We start from the raw sequence: 26443 nt of genomic DNA on the forward strand, positions 1-26443 counted from the left end.
TGACAGAATAACCTTCCATTCGCTGTTATCCCCAGATTTTTTTGATTCCCTTTTTCCAAAAGGGAAAATCCGGTGATAAAGGCGAACGCTTCGCTATTCCAGGTTTTTTCTGTCCTCTCCGTTAACGTGTAAAAGAAAATTTCAACTTATTTAGATGAATTGGATTAAATTATTTTTGAAGAAGACCCGAGGATGTCATGATGACGTTCTCGGTCTTTTTTTTCGTTCAACGGGGAAGGATGTTTAGGAGTGCAATAACGCAAATGACAGACGTGCCATAGGAATGATAGAAATCTCAACGTGATTTTGTGATAATATAGAGAAGAGTGTTATTTAGAGCTTGAAAAGCTTGAGATCAACTTCGGATGATCGACCATACTGTTATTATGCAGCACAGCTGCCCTGAAATGAGTATCATGAACAATTCAGGAAGGAAAGAGGGATTTATTTGTCTGAACAGGAAACGGTTCTGGAACCCAATGAAGAAACACTAAAGGCGGAACGCCAAGAACGAATCATCAAACAGGTAGCCAAGGAACTGTCACTGTCCTTGAAGCAGATTCGCACCACATCGGAGCTTCTGGACGAAGGCAATACGATTCCATTTATCGCCCGCTACCGTAAAGAAATGACTGGAGAACTGGATGAGAACCAACTGCGGCAGATTGAAGAACGCCTGGTGTATTTGCGCAATCTGGAAGACCGTAAACTGGAAGTTATCCGTATTATAGAGGAACAGGGCAAGTTGACCAAAGAGTTACAGAAATCCATTACGCAAGCTGTCAAGTTGCAGGAAGTAGAGGACCTGTACCGTCCTTATCGTCAGAAACGGAAGACACGTGCTAGTGTTGCCAAGGAAAAAGGACTGGAGCCGCTCGCTGTATGGATCTGGCAACAGCCGAAACAAGGAGATGCACTTCAGGAGGCTGCGCGGTATATTAATGCAGAACTCGGGGTAGAAGATGCAGAGTCGGCTCTTCAAGGAGCAAAGGATATTCTCGCTGAAAATATTGCCGATGATGCGGCTATTCGTGCCTGGATTCGCAGATATACCCTGGATCACGGGATGCTGACTTCAGAAGCCAAGGATACCGAGCAGGAGTCGGTATACGAGAATTATTACAGTTATCGCGAACTTGCCAAAAAGATGCCGCCGCACCGCATTCTTGCGATTAATCGCGGTGAACGCGAAGGCATTCTCAAGGTTGGTCTTGATGTTCAATCCGAACCGGCTCATCGTCATATGGAAGGGCAGATTATCCGAGGCGCTTCTGTGGTGCAAGAGATTTTGCGTTCCGTTATTGAAGATGCGTACAAACGATTGATTGCTCCGTCCATTGAACGTGAAGTGCGTGCCGAGTTGACGGAAAAAGGGGAAAATCAGGCGATTTCGGTATTCTCCGCGAATCTTCGTAATCTGCTGTTACAGCCTCCGATACATGGCAAACGTGTACTGGGTGTCGATCCAGCATACCGGACAGGCTGTAAACTGGCCGTTGTCGATGATACAGGGAAGTTGCTCGAAGTAGCCGTAACTTATCCGACACCTCCACATAACAAGAAGCGTGAAGCAGCAGAAGTATTCCACCGGATGATCAAGCAGTACGATATAGGATTGATCGTTATCGGTAACGGAACTGGATCACGCGAGACGGAGCAGTTTGTAGCCGAGATCATTCAGGAAAATGGTGACGAGAGCCTCGTTTACCTGATTGTGAACGAGGCTGGAGCGAGTGTGTACTCTGCTTCCAAGCTTGCTCAAGAAGAGTTCCCGGATCTGGATGTTGCCGAGCGTAGCGCGGCTTCTATTGCTCGCCGGGTACAAGACCCGCTGGCTGAACTCGTAAAGATTGATCCAAAAGCAATCGGTGTTGGTCAATATCAGCATGACGTATCCCAAAAGGTTTTGGAAGAGAGTCTGAAAGCCGTCGTAGAATCGGCAGTTAACCATGTTGGCGTAGATGTCAACACGGCTTCGCCTTCCTTACTGTCTTATGTTGCGGGCGTTAATGCAACCATTGCCAAAAACATTGTTAAATACCGTGAAGAGAACGGTCGTTTTACGAGCCGTCGCCAGCTGCAGAAAGTACCACGTCTGGGCGCCAAAACGTATGAACAATGCGTGGGCTTTATGCGTATCTCGGAAGGGGAGAATCCGCTGGATCGTACACCAATTCACCCTGAATCGTATAAGGTGGTTGATCAGCTTTTCGAAGAGCTTCAGGTCGAGCTGGACAAACTCGGAAGCAAAGAACTGTCTGCCCTTTTGTCCGAGCAACAGACAGAAGAGTTGGCTGTTAAACTGAATGTCGGAGTGCCTACACTGCGTGACATTATGGACAGTTTACAGCGCCCGGGCCGTGACCCTCGTGAAGAGATGCCGTTGCCAATTTTCCGTACCGATGTACTCAAGATTGAAGATCTGGTGGAAGGTATGGAACTGCAAGGAACGGTACGCAACGTAATCGATTTTGGTGCCTTCGTTGATATTGGTATCAAGAGTGATGGGCTTGTCCATATCTCCCAATTGAGTAACGGGTACGTTAAACATCCGATGGATGTTGTCTCCGTTGGGGATAATGTGACGGTCTGGGTGATGAATGTGGATACGAAAAAAGGTCGTGTTGGTCTTACGATGAAGAAACCTGCATCTGCGAATTAATTTTGAATTATTGTTTTGGCGACATGATCTGATGTCAAAGCATAAGTCTGTCGAAGTATACGCGTGTAAACGTATAAGGGGACAGCCTTCCCGAATGGGAAGGCTGTTTGCTGTTAAGTATTATCCTTTGTTGCGCACTGGTATGGATTAGTTTGGTTTGCATACAGGCTTAAATTTCGTTCTCGATGTTGCGCTGTGAACCGCTCGCAGGTTTGTTGCGATAGAAGTACCAGCATTCGTTCAGCAACTTGATTTGACGACTATCCTTTTTGTGAAACGCTCGCATGAGTTGGTTGCAGAGCCATTGAGGCAAAGGAATCTCCTCCTTTTGCATAATTCATCTGTACGTTAGCATATGTGGTTATAGCCTGGACTGTGCGGGATAACTCCATGTCAATCGAAAATGGTCATCACCTGTTGAACCGGAACGAATCGGATACTTAGTGAGGAACCATCATATATGTAGGGAGCATAAAAAAGCGAGGATGAAAAAAAGCGCATCACCCTGCAGTAGGAGACGCGCTTTTCGTATTGTATTGGAATTTCTGATCACAAGAAGAAGGATTACAGTATAGCGATTAGTAAATGGTGATACATCAGGTTCTATGAGATGTGATTTCTTATGAATCAGAGTGATTCCATCTCTTCTTCGTACCATTGTTCCAATTGAGCCTGAAGTGCCCGAATCTCGGTAAGAAGGGAAATCAAAGGATAGTTGCTTTCACGCAAAGCAGCAAAACGTTCTTCAAGGCCGTTGATATAGTCAAGACCTCCGATGATCGTCAGATTTTCGTTTAACAGGTCAAGGTTGTCACATTCGGCAATAGCCCATGGCAGAACGGGTACATCCGTTACCGTGAGTTTGTCAATTTCCTTGTGCAGACGCAGATTAAGGGCACTGAGTTGATAAGCATAATCTGCAGGCATTTCAACAAACTGCAATTGCTGCTCCTGTTGCAGGATGACATAGCGCATTGTAGGCATAACGAGTATTAATCTCCCCTCATACATTCTACTTGACAGTGTAGCCTACGAAACGGTTAAAATTCAAGTGTTATAGGGGAAAACAGCGTGATCGAGCGGATGGAGAGAGAGGGGAATGATGGAAAATAAGGAATTACAACAATGGATTGAGCAGATTTCTCTGGAACATTTCGGAGTTCCGTTTACCCATGAAGCGATATTTAACCGTCGTCTGACGACAACGGGTGGACGTTATATGCTCAAAAGCCACCGGATTGAGATAAATCCGCATCAGCTTGAAGTGCATGGCAGGGACGAGGTTGAGAAAATTATCAAACATGAATTATGCCACTATCATCTGCATATTCGAGGAAGGGGATACCAGCATAGAGACCCGGAATTCAAGGCACTTTTGCAGAAAGTGGGCGGTTCACGGTTCTGTCAGTCTCTTCCCGGAGACAAGGGTAGAAAACCGCTGCCGTATCGATACAAACTGGTGTGCAAGAGCTGCGGGATGGAATATTTGCGTAAACGAAAAATAGACCCGAAGCGTTATCGCTGCGGTCGATGCTCTGGAAAACTTACACTTCAAACCATCTAATCTATACGCTGATTATTCGGCTGCAGAAAGTGGTCAACGGCAGGTTGACTTGAATTATTAATCATGATAAATTAATGTTATTCAAGTTAATTTTCCCTGATAGCTCAGTTGGTAGAGCACTCGACTGTTAATCGAGTTGTCACAGGTTCGAGTCCTGTTCGGGGAGCCATTTCTTGGAGAGATACCCAAGTGGCTATAAGGGGACCCTCTGCTAAGGGGTTAGACTGCGTAAGCGGTGCGAGGGTTCGAATCCCTCTCTCTCCGTTTTGATTATACTTCTATGCCAGGGATGAGAACCCTAAAGGTTCGTCGGAGCATAAGCTTCGATAGCGATACATCGCAGTCTCGAACGAAGTGAGAGTATCCCTCTCTCTCCGTTCTGAATAAATAGTTAATCCTCTTCACATGAATGTGCCAATCATTCATATGAAGAGGATTTTTTAGATTTTTTAGTGCCTATTCCTTTTCAATTCAAGGGAGATATCCAAAACCTCATACAAACCTAACTTTCCAGCTTCGGTCACTTCAACAGAACGACTTCCTGTTTTTTGACGAATCCAATTCAGTTCAAGTAATCGGTGAACGAGTTGTTCACCAAGTAAGCCGGACAGGTGATGACGGCGCTCGCTCCAATCCAGACATTTACGAGCGACGGCTCGGCGTGATCCCGGTTTTGAGTGAAGTTTGATTCCAAATGAGCTAAACCACTGTGATCCTTTCTCCGTGATTATATAATCCTTACTTTGCATTTCTTTGGCTTCGATCAGATAACCTCTCTTAAGCAGAGCTTCACAAAGTGAAATCCCAAGTTTTCCGGCCAGATGACCGTAACAGGTACGTGCATAACTTAACTGCTGCAATTGATTGGATTGCTTCAATGAGCGAACCTGAACCGGTGGAGCGATACTGGCCATTTTTTCAATCAGATCCGCAATCTCCTCGCTAGCGAGACGGTAATACCGATGACGACCTTGCTGTTCTACTTCCAACAGTCCTCCTGCTACAAGTTTAGCAAGATGGTTACTTGCGGTCTGTGGACTGACGTCAGCCATGTAAGCCAGCTCACCGGCAGGTAGTGCCCGTCCATCCAACAAAGCGGAGAGAAATATAGAGCGACTTGTATCGGCAATAAGTGAGGCAATAACAGTGATATTCGGATATGCATTCATACTTCGATGATAGTTGAAATAATGCTGTATTACAATTGGTTTTGAATTCAATATCCGAATAGGAGAGGTATAAGGTGAGTAACGATATGCAGCAGCAGTATAACACAAAACAAACTACCGATTGGGCTCAGACGAATCAACATCAGGCCATTAACCCGAGTATTCTATACTATGGCACACCTGTTATCATTCTGAGCACTCTAAATAATGATGGATCTACCAATCTTTCTCCGCTATCCTCATCTTGGGCACTGGGGGACTGTCTGGTGCTAGGTATAGGCACACAGGGCAAAGCCTATGAGAATTTGTGTCATCATCCAGAGTGTGTTATTAATCTTCCGGATTCTTCCATGTGGCCAAACGTTGAAGCGCTAGGGCGGACGACAGGAAGTTCCCCTGTTCCCGAAGTGAAAAGGAATATGGGATATACATTTTGTCAGGATAAATTCTCTGTAGCAGGATTGACATCTGAGCGTTCAGTTCAGGTAGCACCAGATAAAATAGTCGAATGTCCGCTTCAGATTGAAGCGGTTGCACAACATATGCGAACTCCGGAACACACGCCATTCATGGCGATTGTAGAAGTGAAGGCGGTGAAGGTACACGCACATGCTCATTTGATTTCAGATGTCAATAAGATTGATCCGAAGCAATGGCATCCATTGATTTATAATTTCAGGCATTATTACGGACTTGGGGAGAGACAAGGGGAGAATTTTCGGGCAGATAAATGAAAGGAGGAAAAAAACAAGCACAGGCTGGCTCAGTTAACGAGACCGCTGTGCTTATTTCTTAATTTAACTAAAGCTACTATCTTTAATTGGCTTTTATTAACCTTCCGAAACAATAGTTTCCTCCGGAGCAATAGGTTTGCCTTCTAACAAGCTATGAATCGCGTGAGCAACGCCATGCTCCACGTTGGTCAGTGTGATCGTTTTAGCCAACGCGCGAATTTCTGGCTCGGCATTGCCCATCGCGATCCCGAGCCCAGCCATCTGCAACATGGAAACATCATTAAAGTTATCTCCGATAGCGGCGGTGTCTTTCATCGAAATGTTCAAATGTTCCGCCAGCTTGGTCAGGGCATTCCCTTTAGATACATCTGGGTGTTGCATTTCGAAGTTATGCTCAAAGGATACAACCATAGCAACATCGGTTCTGGAGGAGAAGTATTCACGTCCGAGCTGAACTTTTTCCGGATTCATTGAGAAGGCCATTATATTGTAGATACAGGCTTCTGCCGGAATTTCCAGATGGCTATTCACGCGGTGATAGTCTTTTTTGTCGTAGTGCTTTTTGATCGAATGAATCATGCGCTCGATATCTTCACCTGGTTTTGAGCCCAGGACACGTTCCAACTCAGCGAGCATCGTTTCGTGAGTGCTGATTGCAGCGTAGATGCCCATCTGAGTTGAAGCTTCATAATAAATATGCTGATCTTCCAGCCATTGCATGACTGAAGCGGCTGTTTCACGTTCCAATGGGAGGTGGAATAAGCGTTCTCCGTTCTCATCATGTATGGTCGCGCCGTTGGAGCCGATAATCGGGGTTTTGATTCCACCTTGGCGGCTGATCGCCACAACATCTGAATATACACGCCCAGTCGCAATGGTAACTTTCATGCCAGCCTGCTGCGCTTTCTGAATGGCATCGGCATTCTCACGGCTAATCTGGCTGTCTCGATTCAACAATGTTCCATCCAAATCGGTAGCAAATAATTTCATATCTTTACAACTCCTTATCTTGTGTAGGTTCGGGTATTAGAATCTCAACCTTTTGTTCGTTTAAAAAATCTAGCCAATCCTGATCCGGGCATTGATCTGTAATTAATACATCCACCAGTGACCAATCTGCAAAACGATAACCATAACGTTTGCCCATCTTGGAATGGTCGGCCAGGATAATTACTTTTTTGGCTGATTTCATCATTTGATGTTTAATCTTGCCTTCCTCTTCAGAAGCACTGAATCCATCCATGGTGAGGCCGCCAATGCCAATGAACGCTTTATCTACGTAATAATGGGAGAGGGTCTCAATTACAGGTGCTCCATAGACATAACGCTGTTCCTTATCCAGCCTGCCACCGAGCAGTCGGATCTGAACAGCATTGTGATTAGATAAAAGATCAGCCGAGTGTATCGAATTGGTGATGACCGTACAGGATTTGCCGTTCAAATTCTCAGCGCAGGATTGAACGGTTGTGGAGGAATCCAAAATGATCGTTTCCCCTGAACGAACCAGAGCTGCGGCTAGTTTGCCAATGGCCCGTTTTTCCTCAGAAACATATTTCAGTCGGTCTTGATACGACTTGAATTCTTGTGGGGGATAGGGGAGGATTGCACCGCCGCGTGTGCGAATAATGGCTTCCTGCTCTTCGAGTTTAATCAGATCCCGGCGTGCAGTATCTCTTGAAACATCAAATAAAGATACAATCTCTTCTGCGGAGATACGATGATGTTTGCGCAGGTGCTCAATGATGAGTTGCATGCGTTCTTCTTGAAACAAACGTAAAGCCTCCTTATATTCATGGATGACCGTGCGTTGTACTATAGCTTAATTATAAGTAATTATAATGTGATCTGCAATATTGTAAGTGGAAATAAGTTTTTGTAAGTTTTTTATCATAAATTTACAAAATTAAAGTACAGTTATGACACGAATATGATTTTGGATTTAACGAGTTAAGGTAAATAGGAAACGAGAGTTAGACTGATCTGATTACAAAATGACCTTTGAATACAAGCAAAAATTTGGATTGTAAAAGGAAATAAAAAAAGTATTGCAATATTATATTTATCTGTGATATACTCATTCTTGTCGCCAAGAAAGACAACTTGTTTATAAGGCCCGTTGGTCAAGGGGTTAAGACACCTCCCTTTCACGGAGGTAACAGGGGTTCGAATCCCCTACGGGTCATAGTATTACCTCATTTTTCACCTTTAAGAGATTCGCCATTAATCAGAATTTCTTTGGAAGTCACTGCTCTGTAACATTCGATAAGCATGGCATAACAACAGGTGAAGTTAGATCGAGAGCCATTAGCTCAGTTGGTAGAGCACCTGACTTTTAATCAGGGTGTCGAAGGTTCGAGCCCTTCATGGCTCACTTTTATAATTTAATATGCGGTCGTGGTGGAATGGCAGACACGCTATCTTGAGGGGGTAGTGGGTGTATACCCGTGGAGGTTCGAGTCCTCTCGACCGCATTAGATGTAAGAGTGAAACATCCCTAATTAATTTAGGGGTGTTTTTTCTTTTGGTTTTATGATGTTAATTGGCTTAGCGGGATTTAATTCCGAATATAGAAACATACATAATAAACGTACAGTACTAAGTTATTGATTGGGGAGCTCCTTTAATCTGCTAACCGGACAAATGAGTTCAATATAGTTTTAAGCATGAAGGGTGATAGAATGAAATACTTTAAAGTTACTCTGTTTATACTTTCGCTTTCTATTTTTTTATTTCATGTATTTAAATTAGTTTATCTTTGGACGGATATTCCTGAACGTATCGCAATCCACTTTACTAACGATATTCCAGATAACTGGGGTCCCAAATCTATCCTGTACATCATGCCTGTCATAGGTGTGTTCTTGTGGTTTCTTATTGGAATATTAGTTAAAAAGCCAGATAAATTGAATTATATTAATTTAACTGAAGCGAATAAAGAGATTCAGTTTTCTAGAACTGGAAAAGTCCTGATTTTGATTCAAAATCTAAGTTTTCTATCCTTTCTACTAGCTAATGAAGCGTTGTTAAATTATGCGGTGGGTATCGATTCTAGCTTACCTTTTATAATCTCGCTTAGTCTTTTGGCTTTTTGTTTTATTGCTCCGATTTATCTTTTAATTTGGGCATCCACATTGAGAAGGTAGATAGGATTAGAATGAATTTACGATCTTAATGAACGTGGTAGTATAATAGGTTGGTTAGACTGTAAAGCAAGGGGGCTTCCTGTTTAATGGAAGTCCCTTGGCCTTTACAGAATATCAATATAACTTTTAACAGGACTTTTCTTTTGAAGGTGAAACCATGGACCGACCTGCATAAATTGTCTAATTTTCTTATGGATTGGTAGGGAGTATGGTAGGCATTTCACTCTTAATTGAGAGAATCTCGGTTGGTATAAAAAGCTGAGCATTCAGAAATATTGTGCTATAATTCTATCATATGGTATTTGCGTTGATTATTACGGTTGGAAGGCGGTTCTTGCATGCAGTCAATCTATGAGCGAATTGAAGACCTGATTGCCGAAAGAGGGATGACAAAGAAGGCCTTCTGTCAACAGCTGAAGATAAGCACGGGCAATCTTGGTGACTGGAAACGTGGTAAATCTATCCCAAGTACAAATAAACTGATTGAAATTGCTTCATTTTTTGATGTTAGTCTGGACTGGTTAATGATTGGTCGTCTATCGAAGGAAGCAATTGTGCGGGAAAAGCGGGAAGATTATTTTTTTAACGTGTTGCGGCAATTGAATTGCCAAGAGAGTGAATTGTCGGCTGTAGAACAGTCTTTTATTAGTGAGTATATCGAGTTCACTCGTTATCGAAAATTTAAAGAGAGTAAAGATGCCGGCAGTTATCGTTACCAACCTGAATCGGAAGACGGGAATAAGTCAGAGCAGGAAGGAACGTAAGTGCCTTTGGATAATAAAAAAACCTCCATCTGTGCCGAATGTAATGCTTTCGGACAACAGGGAGGTTTTTTATTTAGAAATAGAGGGATTTTTAGTTGTGCTTATCAAGAATGTTGGAGTATTTCGGATATAACTGGCGGATACAATCTGGGCAGATGTCATGTGTAAACTCAACTGAAGTGTGTTTCTCCAAGTATCGTTCAACGCTGTTCCATTTGTCTGAATCGTCCTTGATGTGTTTGCAAACGGCGCAAATCGGCAGTAGTCCATAGAGTGTACGTGCTTCGGTCAAGGCTTGCCGCAACTGGAACTCTGTCTTTTTCTGCTCTGTAATATCTGTGTGAGCAATTAAAGCGAGACGGGAGTCTGCCTCTGGCTCATCCTGTAAAGGAGTGAGTTCAACGCGAAACCATTTTTCTTCGTTTTGTGGCGTAGTAACAGAGATATCGTATGTATGGGGCTTGTTAAAAGGTACGACGTTATGCCTCAGATACTGTGCAAATTTGGTTGGATAGAGGTTTTTCTGTTGTGCGGCCCAAGCCTCCATCAGATGCAGGTAATGATTATGTCGGCTGGCTGCCTGTAAGAAAAGTTTATGAAGTCCGTGCTGCCAGGCTTGGTTGCAACTTCGAATCATCCAATGATGATCTATAATGATCAACTGATGATTGGTGGACTGGAAGGATAGGCTTTCAATGTCACATGTAATATGTCTCATGAGAGAAGTCCTCCTTTTATGAAAAAAAACTTATCGTAGATCCTCGGGGATGTCTAAAATGTCGGCGACCTGATGTCTGAATCGAGTTGCTTTTCGTGTGCCATGTATAAGGTTGGATAGACGGTAAGGTGGTATGTCGTGTTGTTCGCAAAAGGTTTTCTGGTCAACTTGAAGCTCGGTTAGCCGTCGCTTGATAGCCCATCCGAATGGAGTGACTGGTTTTTTCTTGTTCAATAGGGTTCACCCCTGAGTGGATTTTATAGTATTCAGCAGGTCATTCTTCGTGTAATATAGATAGAAATGCGTGCTATGAATTCCATTATATACGTAAATTCGTCATCTAACAATTAAAAAATACGGAAATAAGTGTATTTTATGAATTATTATTACGTAAGTACGTGTTATTTGAATGGATGAATATGAAAAAACACGCCAGCAAGAGGATTTGCGGCGTGTTTTTGGTGTGTTCTGCAGAAAGGTAAGAGGAATGATGGGGTTTATGCTCTATAAGCGTGGAGACCCGCTCCGAGCATGTGGAAGCTGGGGAATAATGACTTCATAGACATGGAATTGGGGTGCATATGTGATTCTGAAGAGGAAGTGCTAACGGTAGTCCATTCGTTTTCGAGGTCTGCGGTCAGGCGAGACAGTAGTTCCCGAGTAGCAGTTTCACTTAGAAGTATAACTTTGCATGCTTCAGATACGCATGCATTCATGGCTGAATGCAAGTAACCGAGAACCGCCTCTTCGACGGGGATGTCGAGGTGGTGGTTGATCCAGGCGTGAACAGTGGAGAGGCAGCCAACCGAGTTGTATTTGGCGAAGATCTGTTCAAGTGGGCTAAAATCGATCCAGGGGTGCAAAGCTCGAGAGAGTTTAATTAAACGTTTGCCTATGGTTGTTGCTTGCCCTCTCAACTCAGGAGGGGTCCGTTGTATGTGCACAAGTTTGTCGATTAAGGCAATTCTCCAAGTATCCTTATGATCAGTCGCGGCATAGATTCCCTTGATGGCCATTCCTTCGAGTCGCACGAGACTTGGGTGTAGCTGGCAACGCATAAATGATTCGAGGTCTTCGGCTGTCCGAATGGTGCCTTCCTTGATGTGGGCGTCTATACCAAAGAAATGGGTGAACCCTCCCACCTGGACAGAGGGGTCAAGCAGTTTGGTGTAATCGAGCAACTTATTCCCACGGTTCACGATCTTTCGCCTCCTGTGGTTTATTGTGTTAGGTTTTATTACGCGTTTTTAGTTTTAATTAATTTTTATGTGTGAATTCGAATTATATGATATATATATTCACATAATTATCCTTGTTTTGTCAATCTTTTGCGCAAAAAAATAGATTTATTATATATAACATGTTTATTGTGTTAATTAATATAACATTTTATCTGATGTGAATATGAAATCATTTGTTTTCAAATGACAGCTCTTTTTTGAGGAATCAGATTTAATGATATGTGCTTTCTAAGGAAATATGACTGAATTTTGTGCAGATTATAGGCAACCAGAAAGGGGGAGTGCATAGCTTAATGTTAAAACGTTGTAAGATGAGAAAAAAGTAATAAAGTGCTTTACTTTTTCGTGGTAATCCGGTATAATTAATTCTGTTGCCGATAATTTACGACATGCGGTCGTGGTGGAATGGCAGACACGCTATCTTGAGGGGGTAGTGGGCGTATGCCCGTGGAGGTTCGAGTCCTCTCGACCGCATTATATGAAAAGTCCTTGTAGATCAAGGGCTTTTTTTATTTATTTACTAAACATATATGGACATTTTTGCAGGTCAAACTTGTCTCTGAAAATCTTTATTTAGACTGAGGTGATTTACTGACAAAATTAATCGATTCTTGCGCCAGAAAAGGCGTTTTTTTTATATTCTTAATTAACTACCATTATATATAAATTTATTGTATAATGGAATTGGTTGTAAATTTTGATAGAAGGATGGGATAAAAATGAGGCTTAGAAAGTTGATTACGGTCCTTTTAACTTCAATGTTATTACTAACTCTGTCATCATCAGTTTTTGCTAGCGAGATAACACCTACAGCGATAGGAATAGGAGATACGAGGGATGACGCTATTTCGTTAATCTTTGCGAATGGTAGCAATAGGGCTGAATATTCACTATTCTTGCAGAACAATAGTGACCAAGACTGGTTTAAGTGGACAAATACTACTGATAAAACACGATTTGTTAGAATTGAAAGCCTCAGTGAAGACAGAAGCATAACAAACAGATTAGGAATTCAATATGATTTTAACAATGGTTATCTTTCTACTCTAATGTATGCAGATACATCAGGAATAAGCTCGGGTCATATTATGAATATTGTACCAGTACCTCCGGGGGCCACTATTTACATGGTAGTAGACGCTCCAACTTTATATGGTGTACAGCAATATAAATTATTCTTTTATGATTTTGAAAGTCTTTAAAGCTATAAGACCGTCATTGCTGATGCGGGGATGGTAGTGAGGAGAATTACAGTTATCTGAAGGGAAAAACATTCAGGGGATCGTGAAGTACGGAACGTATCACAAGGAAAAAACAAGGACTTTTCAGCGAGCTATCGGTAAAGAAGAGAAACTGGACTTACAACGAAACGTCAGATACATGGACTTGTGCAGCTGGACAGACGTTATATTTTCGGTATGAAAGTCGGACGGTGAAGGAGAGCGGCTACCCGATTCTGACACGTCATTACCTGAGTGAGGATTGTAGCCAGTGCCCCCTGAAGGGCACATGCACAAAGGCTCAGGGAGACCGGGAAATTGCATTTAGCTTGACCTACATGCGGCAAAAAACGAGATGAGAGAACGTCTGCGTAGCGAAGAAGGATACACACTGTCGGTTCGGCGAATGATCGAGCCTGAAAGTGTGCTTGGGTAAAATAATCGAGGATTCCGAAGATTCCTGCTTCGTGGCTTGCAAAAAGTAAGCTTGGAAGTCGGGTGGCCTTGCCTTACCCACAATCAGCTCAAAAAAGCAACAATGACGGAAAAACGTAAACGGGACCAAGCAGGATAAACCTCTGCTTGGTCCCGTTTGAACGTATCGGTGTTCAATCTCTTCACCGATGTTCGTTTTTAAAGGCTTTTGAGACAGCGCTTATTACTGAGAGAGAAGAAATCAGTATGGTCTTTATTGATATTCGCCATCATACCCTAAGTGGCATGGCGTACGGCTTGATGGGGCACAAAAGAACAAATAGGCAATATAGATGAACAATAGCAGCCTTGCAAACAGATCTAGACTACATTAAGAGTGGAATGGATGCTATCCGAATGGTATATCAAAAATATAAAAAACCATCCTGCAGATTGGAGTAAATCCTGACCTCATTGCTTCCGGATGGTTTGTTTATTAATTGTAAAAATAGATTTATTTGAGCAGTTTCTGAATATCTTCTTCAATTTTGTCTGGAGTGGTCTGCGGGGCATACCGCTTCACAACTTTACCATCTTGATCGACAAGGAATTTGGTGAAATTCCATTTAATCGCTTTGGAGCCGAGCAAGCCTGGCGCTTCTTTAGAAATATGCTGGAAGAGTGGATGAGCACTGGAACCATTGACGTCAATTTTCTCAAACATAGGGAAGCTTACGCCATAATTCATCTGGCAGAACTCCGCAATATCATCGGAAGAGCCTTTCTCCTGCGCGAACTGGTTGCTTGGGAATCCAAGCACTTCGAATGGAGCATCTTGGAATTTATCCTGCAGTTCCTGCAAGCCTTTGAATTGAGGGGTAAGACCACATTGACTTGCGGTATTCACAATCAACAACACTTTGCCGCGATATTGGGACATTTCAATCTCTTGTCCACGGAGAGTGTTTACTTTGAAATCATAGACTGACATGGGGATTGCCTCCATCCTATTATTCTTGATATATTTATTATATTTTAAGCAATTAAATAATGCAAAACTTATTTTGGTTTATCGTTGTTATGTTCATTCGCTAAGTCGGAGTTCCGCATAGGTGAGGAATACACGAATTAATTTTCGTGCGGCTGAGAATTAGATAGCTTGGATGAGATGGATGGCGTATAACCTCATTGTAAGCGTTATTATTAATGATTATTGCCGGAAATCTGACGATTCGGTGATCTGTGTGCACTTTACATGATCATGGCACGGGTGTATGATTCATATCGTAATTTGAATTTTAATTAAATTGTACATGAAAAACGAAACAAACGATAATATCGATCGATCTTTTACTCAAGATGTACGAACGATGTTTTAATCGCTGAGTTTCCATTCGTAATGAATGGAAAACGGGGGAACCAACAGGATGTGCTGTATTACAGCAGCAGTCATCTATGGGGTGAATTTTCCGGTGACAGCTGGAAATAGGGCGACTCTCGCGTCCGAATCCGTCAGCTAACCTCGTAAGCGTTAAAGGGAGAGGCAACAAACCGCACGCTGGTTCATGGCGCTTATGCCATGGATTATTTAAGAAGCGTTTCGGAGGCCTTGGTCCCCACGCTTCTTTTTTGTTGTCTTTTCACGCCAAGGGAGGAACGAATGATGGATACAGAGATGATTTTGGTAACGGCACCGAACGAAGCCGGACGTAAATTTGTTAAATTGCTGATGTACAAAAAAATGCCTTTTGCCGTTCTGACGAACAGTGCTGGTGAGGAACGCAAGCTTCGCCGGATTGGCGTAGAACACGTCATTCGTATGAATACGGCAGCGGCTGAGAAATGGTTTTTGCCGCAGGGAAGTGTAGGAAATGTATTTATTTTTGAAAACAGTCTGAATTTGACCTGCCGTTACCTGCAGATTTGCCGCTCGTGGACATCGAAGTCTTTGTGTGTGATCACCGAGCAGAGCCATCCTAAAGGGATTTATCGGGGTATGGGAGCAGATAAAATTGTATATTCGTTGAATGGAGAAGTCGGCTTTCTTCTCAATAGTTGCAATAAACCGCAAGCTGAAGTGAGCAGCTTGTGATTGAGATTGATCCAAGGTAAGACGCCTGTTATAATTGCAGGTATAGACTAACGGAATTTGAGGAGACTCATGCTTGTCGTGGGTCTTCTTTTTTTTATGGAAACAGTACGGTAGTATAGAAGCGAGGGGCGACCTGTAGCTTACGAGGAGGAATCAGCGTGCCGGATATTGCCGGATTGAAGTGGCTGTTTTTTGATGTGGGGGATACGCTGGTGGATGAATGGGAGCCAGTAGATGATATTATTGGGCAGTTCGTTCGTGAGGCTAATGATTACGGCTATCCAGTAAAGATCGAGGCGGTACGAGAACTGTTTGCTACCTGTTACCGTAATTATGAGCAGTGGCCTATGAAAGTAGCCATACGTACATATATTCATGATGAAGATCACCGCATTCAGATTCAGAACAAGCTCAAATTCCATAAAGAATTGGAGCAACCTTTTCCTTCTGCAACCAAGGTGCTTGAACAGCTTTCGCAGCACTATCGTATTGGTATTATTGCCAATCAGAGCCCCGGGACTGAAGCAAGGCTGGAGAGCTACGGACTTCGTAAATATGTCCATGTTCTCGCCTGTTCGGCAGAAGAAGGGGTGTCCAAGCCTGATCCGGAGTTGTATGCGGTTGCTCTGAAGCAGGCTGGATGCGCGCCCGAAGAAGCGGTTATGATTGGTGATCGAATCGATAATGATATTATGCCAGCACGTCGTTTAGGCTTACGCACCATTCGTATTTTGCAAGGGTACGGAAGGTTCCAGCCAGAGCTTTCGGATGGCGAGCGTGCAGACTGGACAGTGGAGTCTCTGGATGAATTGCTTCCATTACTTATTGCTGATGGGGATACGAGCGGATCTGTATGAGCATGAGGTTAGATCCGGCCCGAGTTAAAGGTATAAATGGCTGGAGCTGGTTAAAAATAAAGGCATGAAAAGGCTGATGCGCCCGGTATGAGGATACCGTGGCACATCAGCCTTTTCAATGGCATTCTAAGTTAGAACTGAATAATGGTCTGGACAATCAAATACACATTCAGCACTACGATAATAACGGCAATAGACCAAGATACGATTTTGAGCCACAGTTTATTGACAAAAGCCCCCATACGTTTTTTGTCACTTGTGAACATCACAAGCGGTATGACGGCAAATGGCAGTTGCAGGGATAGGATGACCTGACTCAAGATCAGCAACTCTTCTGTGCCGCGCTCACCGGCAATAGCAGTGACGATGACAGCGGGGATGATGGCGATCAGACGCGTGACCAGTCTGCGCAGCCAAGCCGGGATACGGATATTCAGGAATCCTTCCATAACGATCTGTCCTGCGAGCGTGCCTGTAAGGGTAGAATTCTGACCGGATGCGAGCAAAGCTACACCGAACAGGACACTTGCAATGGTTGTGCCAAGCAACGGAGTTAGCAAATGATAGGCATCGGATATCTCTGCTACCTGTGTCATGCCAGCGCTGTGGAATACAGCTGCAGATACGATCAAGATGGCCGCGTTAATGAACAGAGCTAGCGTCAAAGCAATGGTTGAATCCATCGTGGTGTAGCGAATAGCTTCTCTTTTGCCCTGAGTCGTTTGCTCAATCTGGCGTGTCTGTACGATGGATGAATGCAGATACAGATTGTGCGGCATAACGGTAGCTCCGATGATGCCAATGGCGATGTAGAGCATGGCCGGGTTCTGCAAAATTTCGGTGCTAGGAACGAATCCGTGAAGAACACCGCCCATATCAGGTTTCGCCAAAAACAGGTCGATGCCAAAACAGAGAGCAATGGTTGCCATTAGCACGATAACGAGTATCTCCAGCGCACGGAAGCCTTTATTTTGCAGTACAAGAATGAGTAACACATCCACTGCGGTGATGATTACCCCATATAACACGGGGATATTAAACAGTAACTTAAGGGCAATTGCTGAGCCGATGACCTCAGCCAGATCGGTAGCGGCAATCGCAAGCTCACACAAGATCCATAACATCACAACGACGGGGGCACTGAAACGCTCACGACATGCTTGTGCTAAATCTCGTCCGGTGACAATGCCCAGTTTGCCTGCGAGGGCTTGCAACACCACGGCCATCATATTTGATATAAGAATGACAGATAATAGGGTGTATCCAAATTTCGAGCCGCCTGCGATTCCAGTAGCCCAGTTGCCGGGGTCCATATAACCGACAGCGACAAGATAACCTGGACCGACAAAGGCAAGGAACTTTTTCCACCAGGCTGCATTTTTGGGTACTTTCATGGAACTGTGTGCTTCTCCCAGCGAAGGAGCCATTGCTGCTGCAGAGGAATACTTGCCGGATGTGGAGTTGAACGGATTCTTTTGACTCATACATGGATCACCTGACTTTACATTAAGATGTGGTCGACTTGTAGCCGAAATGAAATTCGTTTTAGGGTGTGCTCTGGCACAAATACTGCGACAAATGAATGTGATGAAACGACATTCCATATATCTAAAATTTTATGTTCGCATTTACATTGTACACCCTCAATAATTTTTGTCTAGTGCAACTTTTATGTATTCGGACAAGAAAAGAAATGGACGAAGGTTTTTATTTTTAAAGTGCCTCTGTATATCGTACCCATTTCGTAAAAAGATACGACTTTTACAGGTTGTGCATGAAATGCAGTCAAATGTAAAAGCTGATAAAGCGGACAATCTTGCGTTTCAAATCGAGCCAGAAGTTTAAAATGAATTGTAGGCACATAAAACTTTAGTAGCGAAGGAGAGATTCTGATGGAAGCTTTATATACAGCAACAGCAACGGTAAAAGGTGGACGTACAGGTTCGGTGGCTTCTTCGGACGGCGTACTGCAACATGATCTGAAAATGCCGAAAGAATTGGGCGGCGCTGGTGGAGAAGGCACAAATCCTGAGCAACTATTTGCAGCTGGATATGGTGCGTGTTACGAGAGTGCTCTGGCTAACGTTGCTCGTAAAGCAGGCGTGAAATTGGAAAACGTCGTTGTAACCAGCAACGTATCGATCGGCAAAGATGCTACAGATGATGGATTCAAACTGGCGGTGCGTCTGGATGTGAGCATGCCGGGAGTAGATCACAGCCAAGCTGAGGATCTTGCTCGCAAGGCGCATGACTTCTGTCCTTATTCCAAAGCAACACGTGGTAACATTGATGTTGTTTTGAATGTAGTTTAGTAAATACGAAAACCTGACCTGTTTTTTTGCAAGTCACTGCTTGAAGTAAAGAAGCGGGGTATTTAGTAAATACCTTATGTTCAAGCACACAAACCCTGCTGGTAGCTCAGCAGGGTTTTGTTTTCCAACCGAACGATTAGACACAAAATTAACCTGATCTAACTATAGGGGAGGATTTTCCTCGTCTTAGCGCGTACTCTTTTACATAACAGTACAGTCACTTCATGCCACATATTCCATAAGGGGGAACGGCCATGAGTATTGAAGAGATGATTGAGAGAAAATTTGTATGTACCAAATGCCGGGGGACCGAATGCAGTATTAAGGAGGTTTCCATGTCAGGAGCAGGGCTCAGCAAGGTGTTTGATATTCAGCATAATCATTATTTGTTTGTGGGCTGTACGGCCTGCGGGTATGTGGAGGTCTTTAACCCGGATGTGCTAAAAGGCAAGAAGCAAGGACAAGTCGGTACGATTCTGGATATTCTGTTCGGTTGATCGACATACCTGAGTTGACATCGACCTGAAATTTCTTTAATATGATTTAGTACTGAAAGTGTCAGTGTCATTAGCATGAACCAAATTTGAATTCACAGGTGATATCCATGTCTTATAGACCAAGCATTGCACAACTGCAAGTAGCCAGCAAAAACGAAAAAGACGGATTGTACGAATTTACGATGAAACTGGTAGATGGTACACAGTGTCGTGTATTCTACTCCAAATCTCCGGATTGGAAAATGACTGCGATCAGCCGTCTGCAGAAGACACCTTGTCCTGTATGTCGCAAAGACTTCATCTGCAAATGTATGGATCAATGGTCAGTTGACCTGCATCAGCAAATGATTAATGACGAGTGGATGGAAAAAGCACTGGCTGAGTAATTAGCCGACAGATATGAGCGTAGGCATTGAGCCTGCGCTTTTTTTCTATTTTGCCATAGAGTTTGGTGGATCCAATTCAAGTTTAGGAGAGGAAAGTTGGCTCAAAATGGGTAAGTAATCTAACAGCACCATACAGGAGGCCATGATGATATGACAGTAGACCAAGAGGATAAGCACCAGGGACACCCGATTGTTCTTGTAGACGGGGTATGTAACTTTTGCCAAGGAATAACCAAATGGATTATCAAGCGAGACCCGGAAGGGAAATATCACTTTGCTTCACTCCAGTCGGATGTGGCGAAAGGATTGCTGGAGAAGGGTGGTTTGAGAACCGACAGCATGGATACGTTTGTATTGATTGAAAATGGAAAATACTATACACGCTCTACAGCAGCGTTAAGGTTGGCCAAAGGTCTCAAGTTTCCTTATCCGTTACTTTATGTGTTTATTATTGTGCCCAAATTCATTCGTAATGCAGTATACAACTGGGTTGCGCGCAATCGGTATCGTTGGTTCGGGAAAGAAGAAGCATGTATGTTGCCTACACCTGAGACTAAAGATCGATTTTTATAAGTATAAAAGTATCAGTTTTTCAGGATAAGCTTCCATAAGAAAGAAGTTTCATGTAAGGTGATTAATATCGGTAATCTCTGGGTAATTACTATGGGTTACATTATTTTTTACATTATTGGGAGGATAACAACTTGAAGAAGTGGACGACAATGATTATTGGGGCGTTATTGGCAGTGAGCTTGGCAGCATGTGGAAATGACACAGATAAATCTGCAACGTCGCCAGCAGGAAATGAAACAACGAATGAAAGCAACAATACAGCGGGGCAGAATGCGGCTGTTCCAACATTGGATGAATTGCTTGCCAAAACTGGTGAAGCAACAAAAGCGCTCAAAAGCTTCACTACAGAAGCTAACATTGATCAAAAGATCAAACTGGATGCTGGTGAGCAATCTCAGGATCAGCAGGTAAAAACGTCTTTGAAAATGGATATCATCAAAGATCCAATGATGATCTATCAAGAGATGGAAATGGATATGTCTGGACAGAAGCAAAACGTAAAACAGTATATTACTTCAGACAAAATTTACTCCCAAGTGGGTGACCAGTGGGTAGCTATTCCAGAAGATCAAACGAAGGCGCTCATCGAACAATTGAAAGCTAGCATGAATCCGGAAAAAGAGCTGGACCAATTCAAAAAAGTAAAAGAAGACGTTAAGATCACCGAAGAGGGCGACAACTATGTCCTGAACGCAGATGTATCGGGTGACAATGTGAAGGAATTGGCTAAATCCGTTATGGAACAAAACGGTTCAGATGCTCAAATGCAGGCTATGCTTGATCAAATGAACATTAAGAGCATGAAAATGAAATATCTGATTAACAAAGAGACATCTCTTATGGAGAAGATCGATGTAGAGATGGTGATGGAAATGGAGCAAAACAATCAGAAAATGACGATGGACATGAAAATGGACACTTCGTTCTCCAACCATGACAAAGTTGCAGAAATCAAAATTCCACAAGAGGCTCTGGACAGCGCAAAATAAGTAAAAGCCTGAAACACCTTTGATTCTGTCTTCGGAATACCCTTAGGGTAAGCCGGATGAGGATCAAGGGTGTTTTTTTATTGATTTTGTCTGTTCTTCGAAATGGTATAATATATCTATATATGATTTATTTATAAATAGGGACATTAGCTAATAATGCACACAAATGTCCATTGTATCTGAGTAAAATTGATGCATCATTGTTGTACTTGGGAGGGGATACCGAGATGATTAGATATGCACATATTCATCACGTAAGTCTGGCTGTTCGAGATCTGGAGATAGCCAAAAAGTTCTATTCCGGCTTATTAGGTATGCAAGAAATCGAACGCCCGCCGTTTCGTTCTACGGGTACGTGGTACGCGATCGGCAGTCAGCAGCTTCATCTGTTGCAGCATCCAGAGGGGCATACGTTGCGGGAAGCAGGAATCGATACAACCGATGGGCATTTTGCGCTATGGGTGGTCAGTTATTCGGAGACGATTGCCTGGCTGGAAGAGCAAGGCATTGAATATGAAGCGAGACCGGATAGTGTGGCTGGTTTCGCCCAGATTTTTATCCTTGATCCTGATCGGAATATTATCGAGTTTGGGGCGCCATATGGTTCCTAGATCAAAGAGATAGAATAAATCTCTTGCTCGTCCATAAATTGTATGTTATAGTGTGCATACATTCATAGCACGTGACGGAAGCACCGTCCATATCCTGCAACTTTATGCGGGTAATGGGCGGTGTTTTTTTGTGCTTTTTTGCAGGGAGGGAAGGAGAAATTGATCGTACTTAAGGCGGTACTGGTGTCGAGGGACAAAGACTATATTCGTGCCTGGCTTGATTATGTACAGAGTAGCTCGTCAGGGGAGCACATGCGATTTACTGCCTTTTCCCAATGGGAGGCATTCAGGAATCATATGACAGAACAGGAAGGGCACGAAATGCCTGATCTGATTATTGCTGAACCTGAGTTTTTGAATCCGTGGCTAATGAATGGAGGGGGGGCCACAGGTGTATCTTGGCTCATGCTTAGTGAAGGGGCTGACGAAGGACACGAGACAAACTGCCTCATGAAGTATCAGCCTCTACCCGTTCTACTGGAAGCTGTAAGGAATGCAGGCCGACAGCCGCGAAGCAAGAGGAACCAACGCCCAGGCCAAGATACGTTGGCAATCGCTGTATTATCTGCTTCGGGCGGGAGTGGTAAAACGGCCGTAGCACTGCATATGGCGAAGCAACTTGGACTTGCTGGGTATTCTGTATTGTATCTCAATCTGGAGACTCTGGACAGCTCGTTTCCTTTTCTGGAGAAAGGATTGAGACAGGGCAGTCAGCAGCAACATACGGACGTAGAGACGGGTTTATCACGGCTGTTATACGATCTGAAGGCTCATCGAAGGGAAGTAACAGGTGGCCATTTACAAGGGCAGGGACTTAGGAAAGAATCAGGTTCTACAAAAGAAAGAGGTGCGGGCTTACAAGCGGCAAATGAGTATGTTGTTCCACATGAGCCATTGAAGTCGGATGTGTTTTGGCCGTTAGCTAACCGCAAGGAAATGTTGCAAATGTCTAAAGTGGACACGACGGATCTGATCCGCTATCTGGCCGACTGTGGACAGTATGAGGTGTTGATTTTGGATGGAGATTCAGGCTGGGATGAACGCAGCAATGGGATACTGGAAGCCGCGGATACCTGCGTATGGCTGGTAGAGGATGATATTGCTGCGATGCATCGCTGGGGGCAATGGTTGCAGCACTCTGAGCGTACCCGGGCGGATGTGCTTGGAAGTATGCTGGAGCGTACGTATTTTGTCATTAACAAATATCGGGAACAAGTGATGAGTCCTTTGCCGAGACCTGATCTGCACGTGGACGCGGTATTGCCTTATATCCCTTCCTGGAAGCAGCTGAATCAGGAAGAGGTCATGCTTAGCTCACCGATCTTCCAGCGTGAAGTGAAGAAATTATGTGAACTACTGATTCAAGGCGAGGGAGAAGAGGAGCGGCAGACGGGACGCATGGTTCAACAGGAGTCCAGATCGTTATGACGGATCGAAATTCATGGAGCATCCCAGATATTGAAGAACAGTTTCAGTTAATACGCAGAGAGGTTCGAGCATCGCTTGATTTGACTGCCTCTGCGGTGGACGAGGAGTTGTGGCGAGGGATTGAGAGGAAAGTTCTCGGCGATCCGAGCCTGGAGGATTTGACCTCAGGAGAACGCCATACACTGGTGCAGCGACTGTTTGATTCTTTTCGCGGGTTGGATATTTTGCAACCGTTGGTAGATCACCCGGACATTACGGAGATTATGATCAATAGTCACCAAGAGATCTTTGTGGAGCAGGAAGGAGAGGTTAGACAGATTCCGCTGCAATTTGAGTCCAGAGAGCGTCTGGAGGATATCATCCAGATGATCGTGTCTGGTGTGAACCGGATTGTCAATGAATCTTCTCCTATTGTGGATGCACGCCTGAAGGATGGTTCGAGGGTTAACATTGTGCTTCCGCCTATTGCGCTAAAGGGTCCGACGATGACGATCCGGAAGTTTCCAAGTGAGCCAATGAAAATGTCTGATCTGATTGAGAAGGGTGCCTTGCATCAAGAAGCAGCGGTGTTATTACAACAGTTAGTGCGGAGCAAGTACAACATTTTTATCGGGGGAGGCACAGGTTCCGGAAAAACGACCTTTCTGAACGCATTATCCCAATTCATCCCTGCCGATGAGCGAATTATTACGATTGAGGATTCAGCGGAGTTACAGATTGTGACGGTACCCAATCTCGTCTCTCTGGAGACCCGGAATGCCAATACAGAGGGCAAAGGTCTTATCTCCATTCGGGATCTCATCAAATCTTCCTTACGGATGCGTCCAAACCGGATTGTGATTGGGGAAGTGCGGGGAGCGGAAGCGCTGGATATGTTACAGGCGATGAATACTGGACATGATGGATCGTTGTCGACTGGTCATGCCAATACGATCTCGGACATGATCAGCAGGCTTGAAACGATGGTGCTCAGCGGTGCGGAACTTCCAATTGCCGTTGTGAGGCAGCAGATTAGTTCTGCCATTGATATATTTGTGCATCTTTCCCGCCTTCGGGACCGTTCACGCCGCGTGACAGAGATCAGTGAAGTGATAGGTATGCAGGACGGGGAAGTACTCCTGAACCCGCTGTTTCGTTTTCAGGAGCAGCAGGAACGGGAGGGACATATCATCGGTGGACTTGTCAGGGCGGGAAGACTCATGAATGTAGATAAAATTCAGATGGCTGGACTTGGGGAATGGCTTGATGGATACATAGAGCAGATAAATGAACAGGTCGTACAAGAAAACCAGTAGTAGCGTAAGAAATGAAGCGAGAAATAGGATGAGATTCAAAACATGGATTATGGGAGGGAATGCAATGTGGCGCAAGGCAGGCAGAAGTTAACGGATTACACCGTGTATTCGCTCAGTTCAAGGCAACGCTTAATGTGCATGCTGGTTAGCGGTTTATTATTTTTCGGCGTGGGCTTGTTATTTTATCATCACTGGTTGGCCGGGATATTGCTGGCCGCAGGTTGTATATGGGTACCCAGGTTTTGGACAAAGGTACTGCTGGAACGCAGAAGAATGACACTTAGCCTGCATTTCAAGCAAGCTCTCTACGCGCTATCATCGGCATTGGCGGCTGGAAAATCAGTGGAGAATGGTTTCAAGGAGTCTGTTGAAGACCTGCGGATGTTGAACCCTGAAGCAGATACAGACCTGATCCGAGAGTTCACAATATTACGAATACGTATGGAATATGGACAGCCGATTGAAGAGGCGTTGCAGGATTTCTCAGATCGGGCACAGATTGAAGATATTACGAATTTTGCAGACGTGTTTATTACTTGCAAACGAACAGGTGGTGATCTGATTGAAGTGGTACGCCGCACCTCCGCAGTGATTGGAGAAAAGCTGGATATTCAACAGGACATTATGGTTGCCGTGGCTCAGAAAAGATTTGAATCCAAGGTAATGTTTGCAGCACCCTTCATTTTTCTATTATTTCTCAACCTGACGGCCAAGGATTTTATGGAACCCCTCTACAGTGGGATAGGATATCTCATCTCCACGGGCGCACTTGCTGTCTTAGTCTGCTGTTATTTATGGATTCATCGCATTATGGATATCAAAGTATGAGGAGTTGAGAAGATGCTGCTTCCCCTCATCATTGGAGGAATACTTGGCGTGGGCTGGATTGTGCTCGATCGAACCCGAGGGCAAGCTTACAGACATTTACGGAAGCTGACTATGGAAGGGTTACGTTTGAAAAAATTGCATGGCCCATTTCTGTTTATGCTGGACAAGTTCGAGATCGGCCGTAGATTACCTGTACTCATGTTTCGAATGCAGCACGCCATCCAGAAGATGTATGGAATACAGCACAGCGGCGAAAAAACGTTACTCTATTGTGCTGAGATGTTGACGTACTCATGGCTGATGCTGATGGCAGGGTGTTTGTTATCGATCGTTGGGGATGCAGGAATGGGAGGATTAGCCGGAGGGATTATTCTTGGGATCGCTTTGCCGCTTGCAATGTACAAGGACCTCTATACGAAAGTTAAGCGGAGAGATCAAGAGATCCTCATAGAGCTACCTGAGCTGCTTAATCGGATTGTGCTCCTGGTTGGGGCAGGAGAAACAGTGCAACGTGCAATTATTCACTGCGTGAATAGCCAGAGGGAGCGAGATCATCCATTGTACAACGAACTGCGGAAAGCGGTAGCAGACTGGAATAATGGCTACTCGTTTCAGCAAGCTTTGGAGCAGTTCAGCCGCCGCTCCGGTGTACAGGAAGCGACAATTTTTACAACGACGGTGCTACTGAATTTCCGGCGTGGGGGAGGTGACTTTGTATTGGCATTGCGAGATCTGTCACATGTTTTGTGGGAGAAACGCAAGGCGGTTAGCCGGGCCAAGGGAGAGCAGGCCTCTTCGAAACTGGTGTTTCCGATGGTATTGATCTTTTTTACGATCGTGGTCATGATCGGTGCGCCTGCTTTTATGATGATGAATATGTAGAAGGAAATGGGACGATCAAGTGAAAAGCCAGATGATTAAAGTGAAAAATCAGATGATTGGAGTG

General features: G+C 44.1%; 28 protein-coding genes, 6 tRNA genes, 1 pseudogene and 1 riboswitch. Of the genes and pseudogenes, 25 read left to right on the top strand and 10 right to left on the bottom strand.

Going from position 1 to position 26443, the window contains the following annotated elements:
* The first annotated feature begins 448 nt into the window (after positions 1–448).
* Positions 449–2662, top strand: a complete 2214-nt coding sequence (locus AB4Z30_RS11780) for a Tex family protein (RefSeq protein ID WP_441926429.1) — start codon at positions 449–451, stop codon at positions 2660–2662.
* 169 nt (positions 2663–2831) lie between these two features.
* On the opposite strand, the gene cmpA is transcribed toward AB4Z30_RS11780, so the two are convergent.
* Together cmpA and AB4Z30_RS11790 are read right to left on the bottom strand one after the other, a co-directional pair.
* The gene (gene cmpA, locus AB4Z30_RS11785; protein ID WP_154890877.1) at positions 2832–2975 is read right to left on the bottom strand and encodes a cortex morphogenetic protein CmpA; all 144 of its coding nucleotides are present in this window, start codon (positions 2973–2975) and stop codon (positions 2832–2834) included.
* 314 nt (positions 2976–3289) lie between these two features.
* Entirely contained in the window at positions 3290–3646 is a 357-nt protein-coding gene (locus AB4Z30_RS11790) for a hydrolase/acyltransferase (protein ID WP_441926432.1), read from the bottom strand.
* Positions 3647–3764: 118 nt separating this feature from the next.
* On the opposite strand from AB4Z30_RS11790, the gene AB4Z30_RS11795 reads away from it, so the two are divergent.
* From AB4Z30_RS11795 to AB4Z30_RS11805, 3 genes are all read left to right on the top strand, one after another.
* The gene (locus AB4Z30_RS11795; RefSeq protein WP_441926632.1) at positions 3765–4226 is read left to right on the top strand and encodes a SprT family protein; all 462 of its coding nucleotides are present in this window, start codon (positions 3765–3767) and stop codon (positions 4224–4226) included.
* Positions 4227–4319: 93 nt separating this feature from the next.
* Positions 4320–4395 (top strand) — tRNA-Asn (locus AB4Z30_RS11800).
* Positions 4396–4401: 6 nt separating this feature from the next.
* A tRNA-Ser gene (locus tag AB4Z30_RS11805) sits at positions 4402–4490 on the top strand.
* Between the two features lie 185 nt (positions 4491–4675).
* Here the strand turns inward: AB4Z30_RS11805 and AB4Z30_RS11810 are convergent.
* Positions 4676–5395: an ArsR/SmtB family transcription factor gene (locus tag AB4Z30_RS11810; RefSeq protein ID WP_441926634.1), complete on the bottom strand. Its 720-nt coding sequence runs from the start codon at positions 5393–5395 to the stop codon at positions 4676–4678.
* Between the two features lie 86 nt (positions 5396–5481).
* On the opposite strand from AB4Z30_RS11810, the gene AB4Z30_RS11815 reads away from it, so the two are divergent.
* Entirely contained in the window at positions 5482–6129 is a 648-nt protein-coding gene (locus AB4Z30_RS11815) for a flavin reductase family protein (RefSeq protein ID WP_441926636.1), read from the top strand.
* Between the two features lie 96 nt (positions 6130–6225).
* On the opposite strand, the gene AB4Z30_RS11820 is transcribed toward AB4Z30_RS11815, so the two are convergent.
* Together AB4Z30_RS11820 and AB4Z30_RS11825 are read right to left on the bottom strand one after the other, a co-directional pair.
* On the bottom strand, positions 6226–7119 hold the full coding sequence (locus tag AB4Z30_RS11820) for a Cof-type HAD-IIB family hydrolase (RefSeq protein ID WP_441926434.1): 894 nt from the start codon (positions 7117–7119) through the stop codon (positions 6226–6228).
* 4 nt (positions 7120–7123) lie between these two features.
* Positions 7124–7900, bottom strand: a complete 777-nt coding sequence (locus tag AB4Z30_RS11825) for a DeoR/GlpR family DNA-binding transcription regulator (RefSeq protein ID WP_441926436.1) — start codon at positions 7898–7900, stop codon at positions 7124–7126.
* Positions 7901–8239: 339 nt separating this feature from the next.
* Between AB4Z30_RS11825 and AB4Z30_RS11830 the strand changes: the two genes are divergently transcribed.
* The 5 genes from AB4Z30_RS11830 (at position 8240) to AB4Z30_RS11850 (ending at position 10036) form a co-directional block, all read left to right on the top strand.
* A tRNA-Glu gene (locus tag AB4Z30_RS11830) sits at positions 8240–8311 on the top strand.
* Positions 8312–8427: 116 nt separating this feature from the next.
* Positions 8428–8500 (top strand) — tRNA-Lys (locus tag AB4Z30_RS11835).
* Positions 8501–8517: 17 nt separating this feature from the next.
* A tRNA-Leu gene (locus tag AB4Z30_RS11840) sits at positions 8518–8600 on the top strand.
* A 207-nt stretch (positions 8601–8807) separates the two neighbouring features.
* Entirely contained in the window at positions 8808–9272 is a 465-nt protein-coding gene (locus AB4Z30_RS11845) for a DUF1648 domain-containing protein (RefSeq protein ID WP_441926438.1), read from the top strand.
* Positions 9273–9610: 338 nt separating this feature from the next.
* Entirely contained in the window at positions 9611–10036 is a 426-nt protein-coding gene (locus AB4Z30_RS11850) for a helix-turn-helix domain-containing protein (protein WP_441926440.1), read from the top strand.
* Positions 10037–10127: 91 nt separating this feature from the next.
* On the opposite strand, the gene AB4Z30_RS11855 is transcribed toward AB4Z30_RS11850, so the two are convergent.
* The 3 genes from AB4Z30_RS11855 to AB4Z30_RS11865 form a co-directional block, all read right to left on the bottom strand.
* The gene (locus AB4Z30_RS11855) at positions 10128–10754 is read right to left on the bottom strand and encodes a hypothetical protein (protein WP_441926442.1); all 627 of its coding nucleotides are present in this window, start codon (positions 10752–10754) and stop codon (positions 10128–10130) included.
* Between the two features lie 30 nt (positions 10755–10784).
* Positions 10785–10988, bottom strand: coding sequence for an XRE family transcriptional regulator (locus AB4Z30_RS11860; protein ID WP_441926444.1), 204 nt, complete (start codon positions 10986–10988; stop codon positions 10785–10787).
* Positions 10989–11251: 263 nt separating this feature from the next.
* On the bottom strand, positions 11252–11953 hold the full coding sequence (locus AB4Z30_RS11865) for an urease accessory protein UreF (protein WP_441926446.1): 702 nt from the start codon (positions 11951–11953) through the stop codon (positions 11252–11254).
* 433 nt (positions 11954–12386) lie between these two features.
* Between AB4Z30_RS11865 and AB4Z30_RS11870 the strand changes: the two genes are divergently transcribed.
* From AB4Z30_RS11870 to AB4Z30_RS11880, 3 genes and pseudogenes are all read left to right on the top strand, one after another.
* Positions 12387–12469 (top strand) — tRNA-Leu (locus AB4Z30_RS11870).
* Between the two features lie 245 nt (positions 12470–12714).
* Positions 12715–13197: a hypothetical protein gene (locus tag AB4Z30_RS11875; protein ID WP_441926448.1), complete on the top strand. Its 483-nt coding sequence runs from the start codon at positions 12715–12717 to the stop codon at positions 13195–13197.
* Positions 13198–13206: 9 nt separating this feature from the next.
* Positions 13207–13789 (top strand): annotated as a pseudogene (locus AB4Z30_RS11880) (transposase); the annotation flags it as partial.
* Between the two features lie 354 nt (positions 13790–14143).
* Here the strand turns inward: AB4Z30_RS11880 and AB4Z30_RS11885 are convergent.
* The gene (locus AB4Z30_RS11885; protein WP_434752438.1) at positions 14144–14620 is read right to left on the bottom strand and encodes a glutathione peroxidase; all 477 of its coding nucleotides are present in this window, start codon (positions 14618–14620) and stop codon (positions 14144–14146) included.
* 379 nt (positions 14621–14999) lie between these two features.
* A riboswitch (cyclic di-AMP (ydaO/yuaA leader) is annotated at positions 15000–15175 on the top strand.
* A gap of 114 nt (positions 15176–15289) precedes the next feature.
* Here AB4Z30_RS11885 and AB4Z30_RS11890 point away from each other — a divergent pair.
* Both AB4Z30_RS11890 and AB4Z30_RS11895 read left to right on the top strand, forming a co-directional pair.
* Positions 15290–15721, top strand: coding sequence for a hypothetical protein (locus tag AB4Z30_RS11890; RefSeq protein ID WP_441926451.1), 432 nt, complete (start codon positions 15290–15292; stop codon positions 15719–15721).
* A gap of 158 nt (positions 15722–15879) precedes the next feature.
* A complete protein-coding gene (locus AB4Z30_RS11895; protein ID WP_441926453.1) occupies positions 15880–16578 on the top strand; it encodes an HAD family hydrolase in 699 nt (232 codons plus the stop codon).
* Between the two features lie 131 nt (positions 16579–16709).
* On the opposite strand, the gene AB4Z30_RS11900 is transcribed toward AB4Z30_RS11895, so the two are convergent.
* Positions 16710–18005 carry an Nramp family divalent metal transporter gene (locus tag AB4Z30_RS11900; protein ID WP_441926638.1) on the bottom strand — a complete coding sequence of 432 codons (1296 nt, stop codon included), beginning with the start codon at positions 18003–18005 and terminating at the stop codon, positions 16710–16712.
* Between the two features lie 465 nt (positions 18006–18470).
* On the opposite strand from AB4Z30_RS11900, the gene AB4Z30_RS11905 reads away from it, so the two are divergent.
* The 10 genes from AB4Z30_RS11905 to AB4Z30_RS11950 all read left to right on the top strand — a co-directional run bounded on the left by AB4Z30_RS11905 (position 18471) and on the right by AB4Z30_RS11950 (position 26379).
* Positions 18471–18890: an organic hydroperoxide resistance protein gene (locus AB4Z30_RS11905; RefSeq protein ID WP_441926455.1), complete on the top strand. Its 420-nt coding sequence runs from the start codon at positions 18471–18473 to the stop codon at positions 18888–18890.
* A gap of 254 nt (positions 18891–19144) precedes the next feature.
* Complete coding sequence (locus AB4Z30_RS11910; protein WP_441926457.1) at positions 19145–19387, top strand: zinc ribbon domain-containing protein; 243 nt, start codon at positions 19145–19147, stop codon at positions 19385–19387.
* 107 nt (positions 19388–19494) lie between these two features.
* Entirely contained in the window at positions 19495–19773 is a 279-nt protein-coding gene (locus AB4Z30_RS11915; RefSeq protein ID WP_441926459.1) for a hypothetical protein, read from the top strand.
* A gap of 150 nt (positions 19774–19923) precedes the next feature.
* Positions 19924–20346, top strand: a complete 423-nt coding sequence (locus tag AB4Z30_RS11920) for a thiol-disulfide oxidoreductase DCC family protein (protein WP_441926461.1) — start codon at positions 19924–19926, stop codon at positions 20344–20346.
* A 131-nt stretch (positions 20347–20477) separates the two neighbouring features.
* Positions 20478–21335 (top strand): DUF6612 family protein, encoded by an 858-nt coding sequence (locus AB4Z30_RS11925; RefSeq protein ID WP_441926463.1) that lies wholly within the window; start codon positions 20478–20480, stop codon positions 21333–21335.
* Between the two features lie 227 nt (positions 21336–21562).
* The gene (locus AB4Z30_RS11930) at positions 21563–21946 is read left to right on the top strand and encodes a VOC family protein (RefSeq protein WP_441926465.1); all 384 of its coding nucleotides are present in this window, start codon (positions 21563–21565) and stop codon (positions 21944–21946) included.
* A 159-nt stretch (positions 21947–22105) separates the two neighbouring features.
* Positions 22106–23374 (top strand): nucleotide-binding protein, encoded by a 1269-nt coding sequence (locus AB4Z30_RS11935; RefSeq protein WP_441926467.1) that lies wholly within the window; start codon positions 22106–22108, stop codon positions 23372–23374.
* Entirely contained in the window at positions 23371–24669 is a 1299-nt protein-coding gene (locus tag AB4Z30_RS11940; RefSeq protein ID WP_441926469.1) for a CpaF family protein, read from the top strand. The genes AB4Z30_RS11935 and AB4Z30_RS11940 overlap by 4 nt, the downstream gene beginning before the upstream one ends.
* Positions 24670–24711: 42 nt before the next feature.
* Positions 24712–25497 (top strand): type II secretion system F family protein, encoded by a 786-nt coding sequence (locus tag AB4Z30_RS11945; RefSeq protein ID WP_441926471.1) that lies wholly within the window; start codon positions 24712–24714, stop codon positions 25495–25497.
* 12 nt (positions 25498–25509) lie between these two features.
* Positions 25510–26379: a type II secretion system F family protein gene (locus tag AB4Z30_RS11950; protein ID WP_441926473.1), complete on the top strand. Its 870-nt coding sequence runs from the start codon at positions 25510–25512 to the stop codon at positions 26377–26379.
* The last annotated feature ends 64 nt before the right edge of the window (positions 26380–26443 follow it).

This window comes from Paenibacillus sp. 2TAF8, from assembly GCF_052114825.1.
Classification (GTDB): domain Bacteria; phylum Bacillota; class Bacilli; order Paenibacillales; family Paenibacillaceae; genus Paenibacillus.

What these genes read in the sequence shown, in the direction of transcription:
- AB4Z30_RS11920 (WP_441926461.1), top strand. Translation starts at nt 19,924, where the DNA reads ATGACAGTAGACCAAGAGGATAAGCACCAGGGACACCCGATTGTTCTT.
- AB4Z30_RS11945 (WP_441926471.1), top strand. Translation starts at nt 24,712, where the DNA reads ATGGATTATGGGAGGGAATGCAATGTGGCGCAAGGCAGGCAGAAGTTA.
- AB4Z30_RS11900 (WP_441926638.1), bottom strand. Translation starts at nt 18,005, where the DNA reads ATGGCTCCTTCGCTGGGAGAAGCACACAGTTCCATGAAAGTACCCAAA.
- AB4Z30_RS11910 (WP_441926457.1), top strand. Translation starts at nt 19,145, where the DNA reads ATGAGTATTGAAGAGATGATTGAGAGAAAATTTGTATGTACCAAATGC.
- AB4Z30_RS11790 (WP_441926432.1), bottom strand. Translation starts at nt 3,646, where the DNA reads ATGCCTACAATGCGCTATGTCATCCTGCAACAGGAGCAGCAATTGCAG.
- AB4Z30_RS11820 (WP_441926434.1), bottom strand. Translation starts at nt 7,119, where the DNA reads ATGAAATTATTTGCTACCGATTTGGATGGAACATTGTTGAATCGAGAC.
- AB4Z30_RS11875 (WP_441926448.1), top strand. Translation starts at nt 12,715, where the DNA reads ATGAGGCTTAGAAAGTTGATTACGGTCCTTTTAACTTCAATGTTATTA.
- AB4Z30_RS11850 (WP_441926440.1), top strand. Translation starts at nt 9,611, where the DNA reads ATGCAGTCAATCTATGAGCGAATTGAAGACCTGATTGCCGAAAGAGGG.
- AB4Z30_RS11905 (WP_441926455.1), top strand. Translation starts at nt 18,471, where the DNA reads ATGGAAGCTTTATATACAGCAACAGCAACGGTAAAAGGTGGACGTACA.
- AB4Z30_RS11940 (WP_441926469.1), top strand. Translation starts at nt 23,371, where the DNA reads ATGACGGATCGAAATTCATGGAGCATCCCAGATATTGAAGAACAGTTT.
- AB4Z30_RS11890 (WP_441926451.1), top strand. Translation starts at nt 15,290, where the DNA reads ATGATGGATACAGAGATGATTTTGGTAACGGCACCGAACGAAGCCGGA.
- AB4Z30_RS11950 (WP_441926473.1), top strand. Translation starts at nt 25,510, where the DNA reads ATGCTGCTTCCCCTCATCATTGGAGGAATACTTGGCGTGGGCTGGATT.
- AB4Z30_RS11855 (WP_441926442.1), bottom strand. Translation starts at nt 10,754, where the DNA reads ATGAGACATATTACATGTGACATTGAAAGCCTATCCTTCCAGTCCACC.
- AB4Z30_RS11795 (WP_441926632.1), top strand. Translation starts at nt 3,765, where the DNA reads ATGGAAAATAAGGAATTACAACAATGGATTGAGCAGATTTCTCTGGAA.
- AB4Z30_RS11815 (WP_441926636.1), top strand. Translation starts at nt 5,482, where the DNA reads ATGCAGCAGCAGTATAACACAAAACAAACTACCGATTGGGCTCAGACG.
- AB4Z30_RS11810 (WP_441926634.1), bottom strand. Translation starts at nt 5,395, where the DNA reads ATGAATGCATATCCGAATATCACTGTTATTGCCTCACTTATTGCCGAT.
- AB4Z30_RS11845 (WP_441926438.1), top strand. Translation starts at nt 8,808, where the DNA reads ATGAAATACTTTAAAGTTACTCTGTTTATACTTTCGCTTTCTATTTTT.
- AB4Z30_RS11915 (WP_441926459.1), top strand. Translation starts at nt 19,495, where the DNA reads ATGTCTTATAGACCAAGCATTGCACAACTGCAAGTAGCCAGCAAAAAC.
- AB4Z30_RS11930 (WP_441926465.1), top strand. Translation starts at nt 21,563, where the DNA reads ATGATTAGATATGCACATATTCATCACGTAAGTCTGGCTGTTCGAGAT.
- AB4Z30_RS11885 (WP_434752438.1), bottom strand. Translation starts at nt 14,620, where the DNA reads ATGTCAGTCTATGATTTCAAAGTAAACACTCTCCGTGGACAAGAGATT.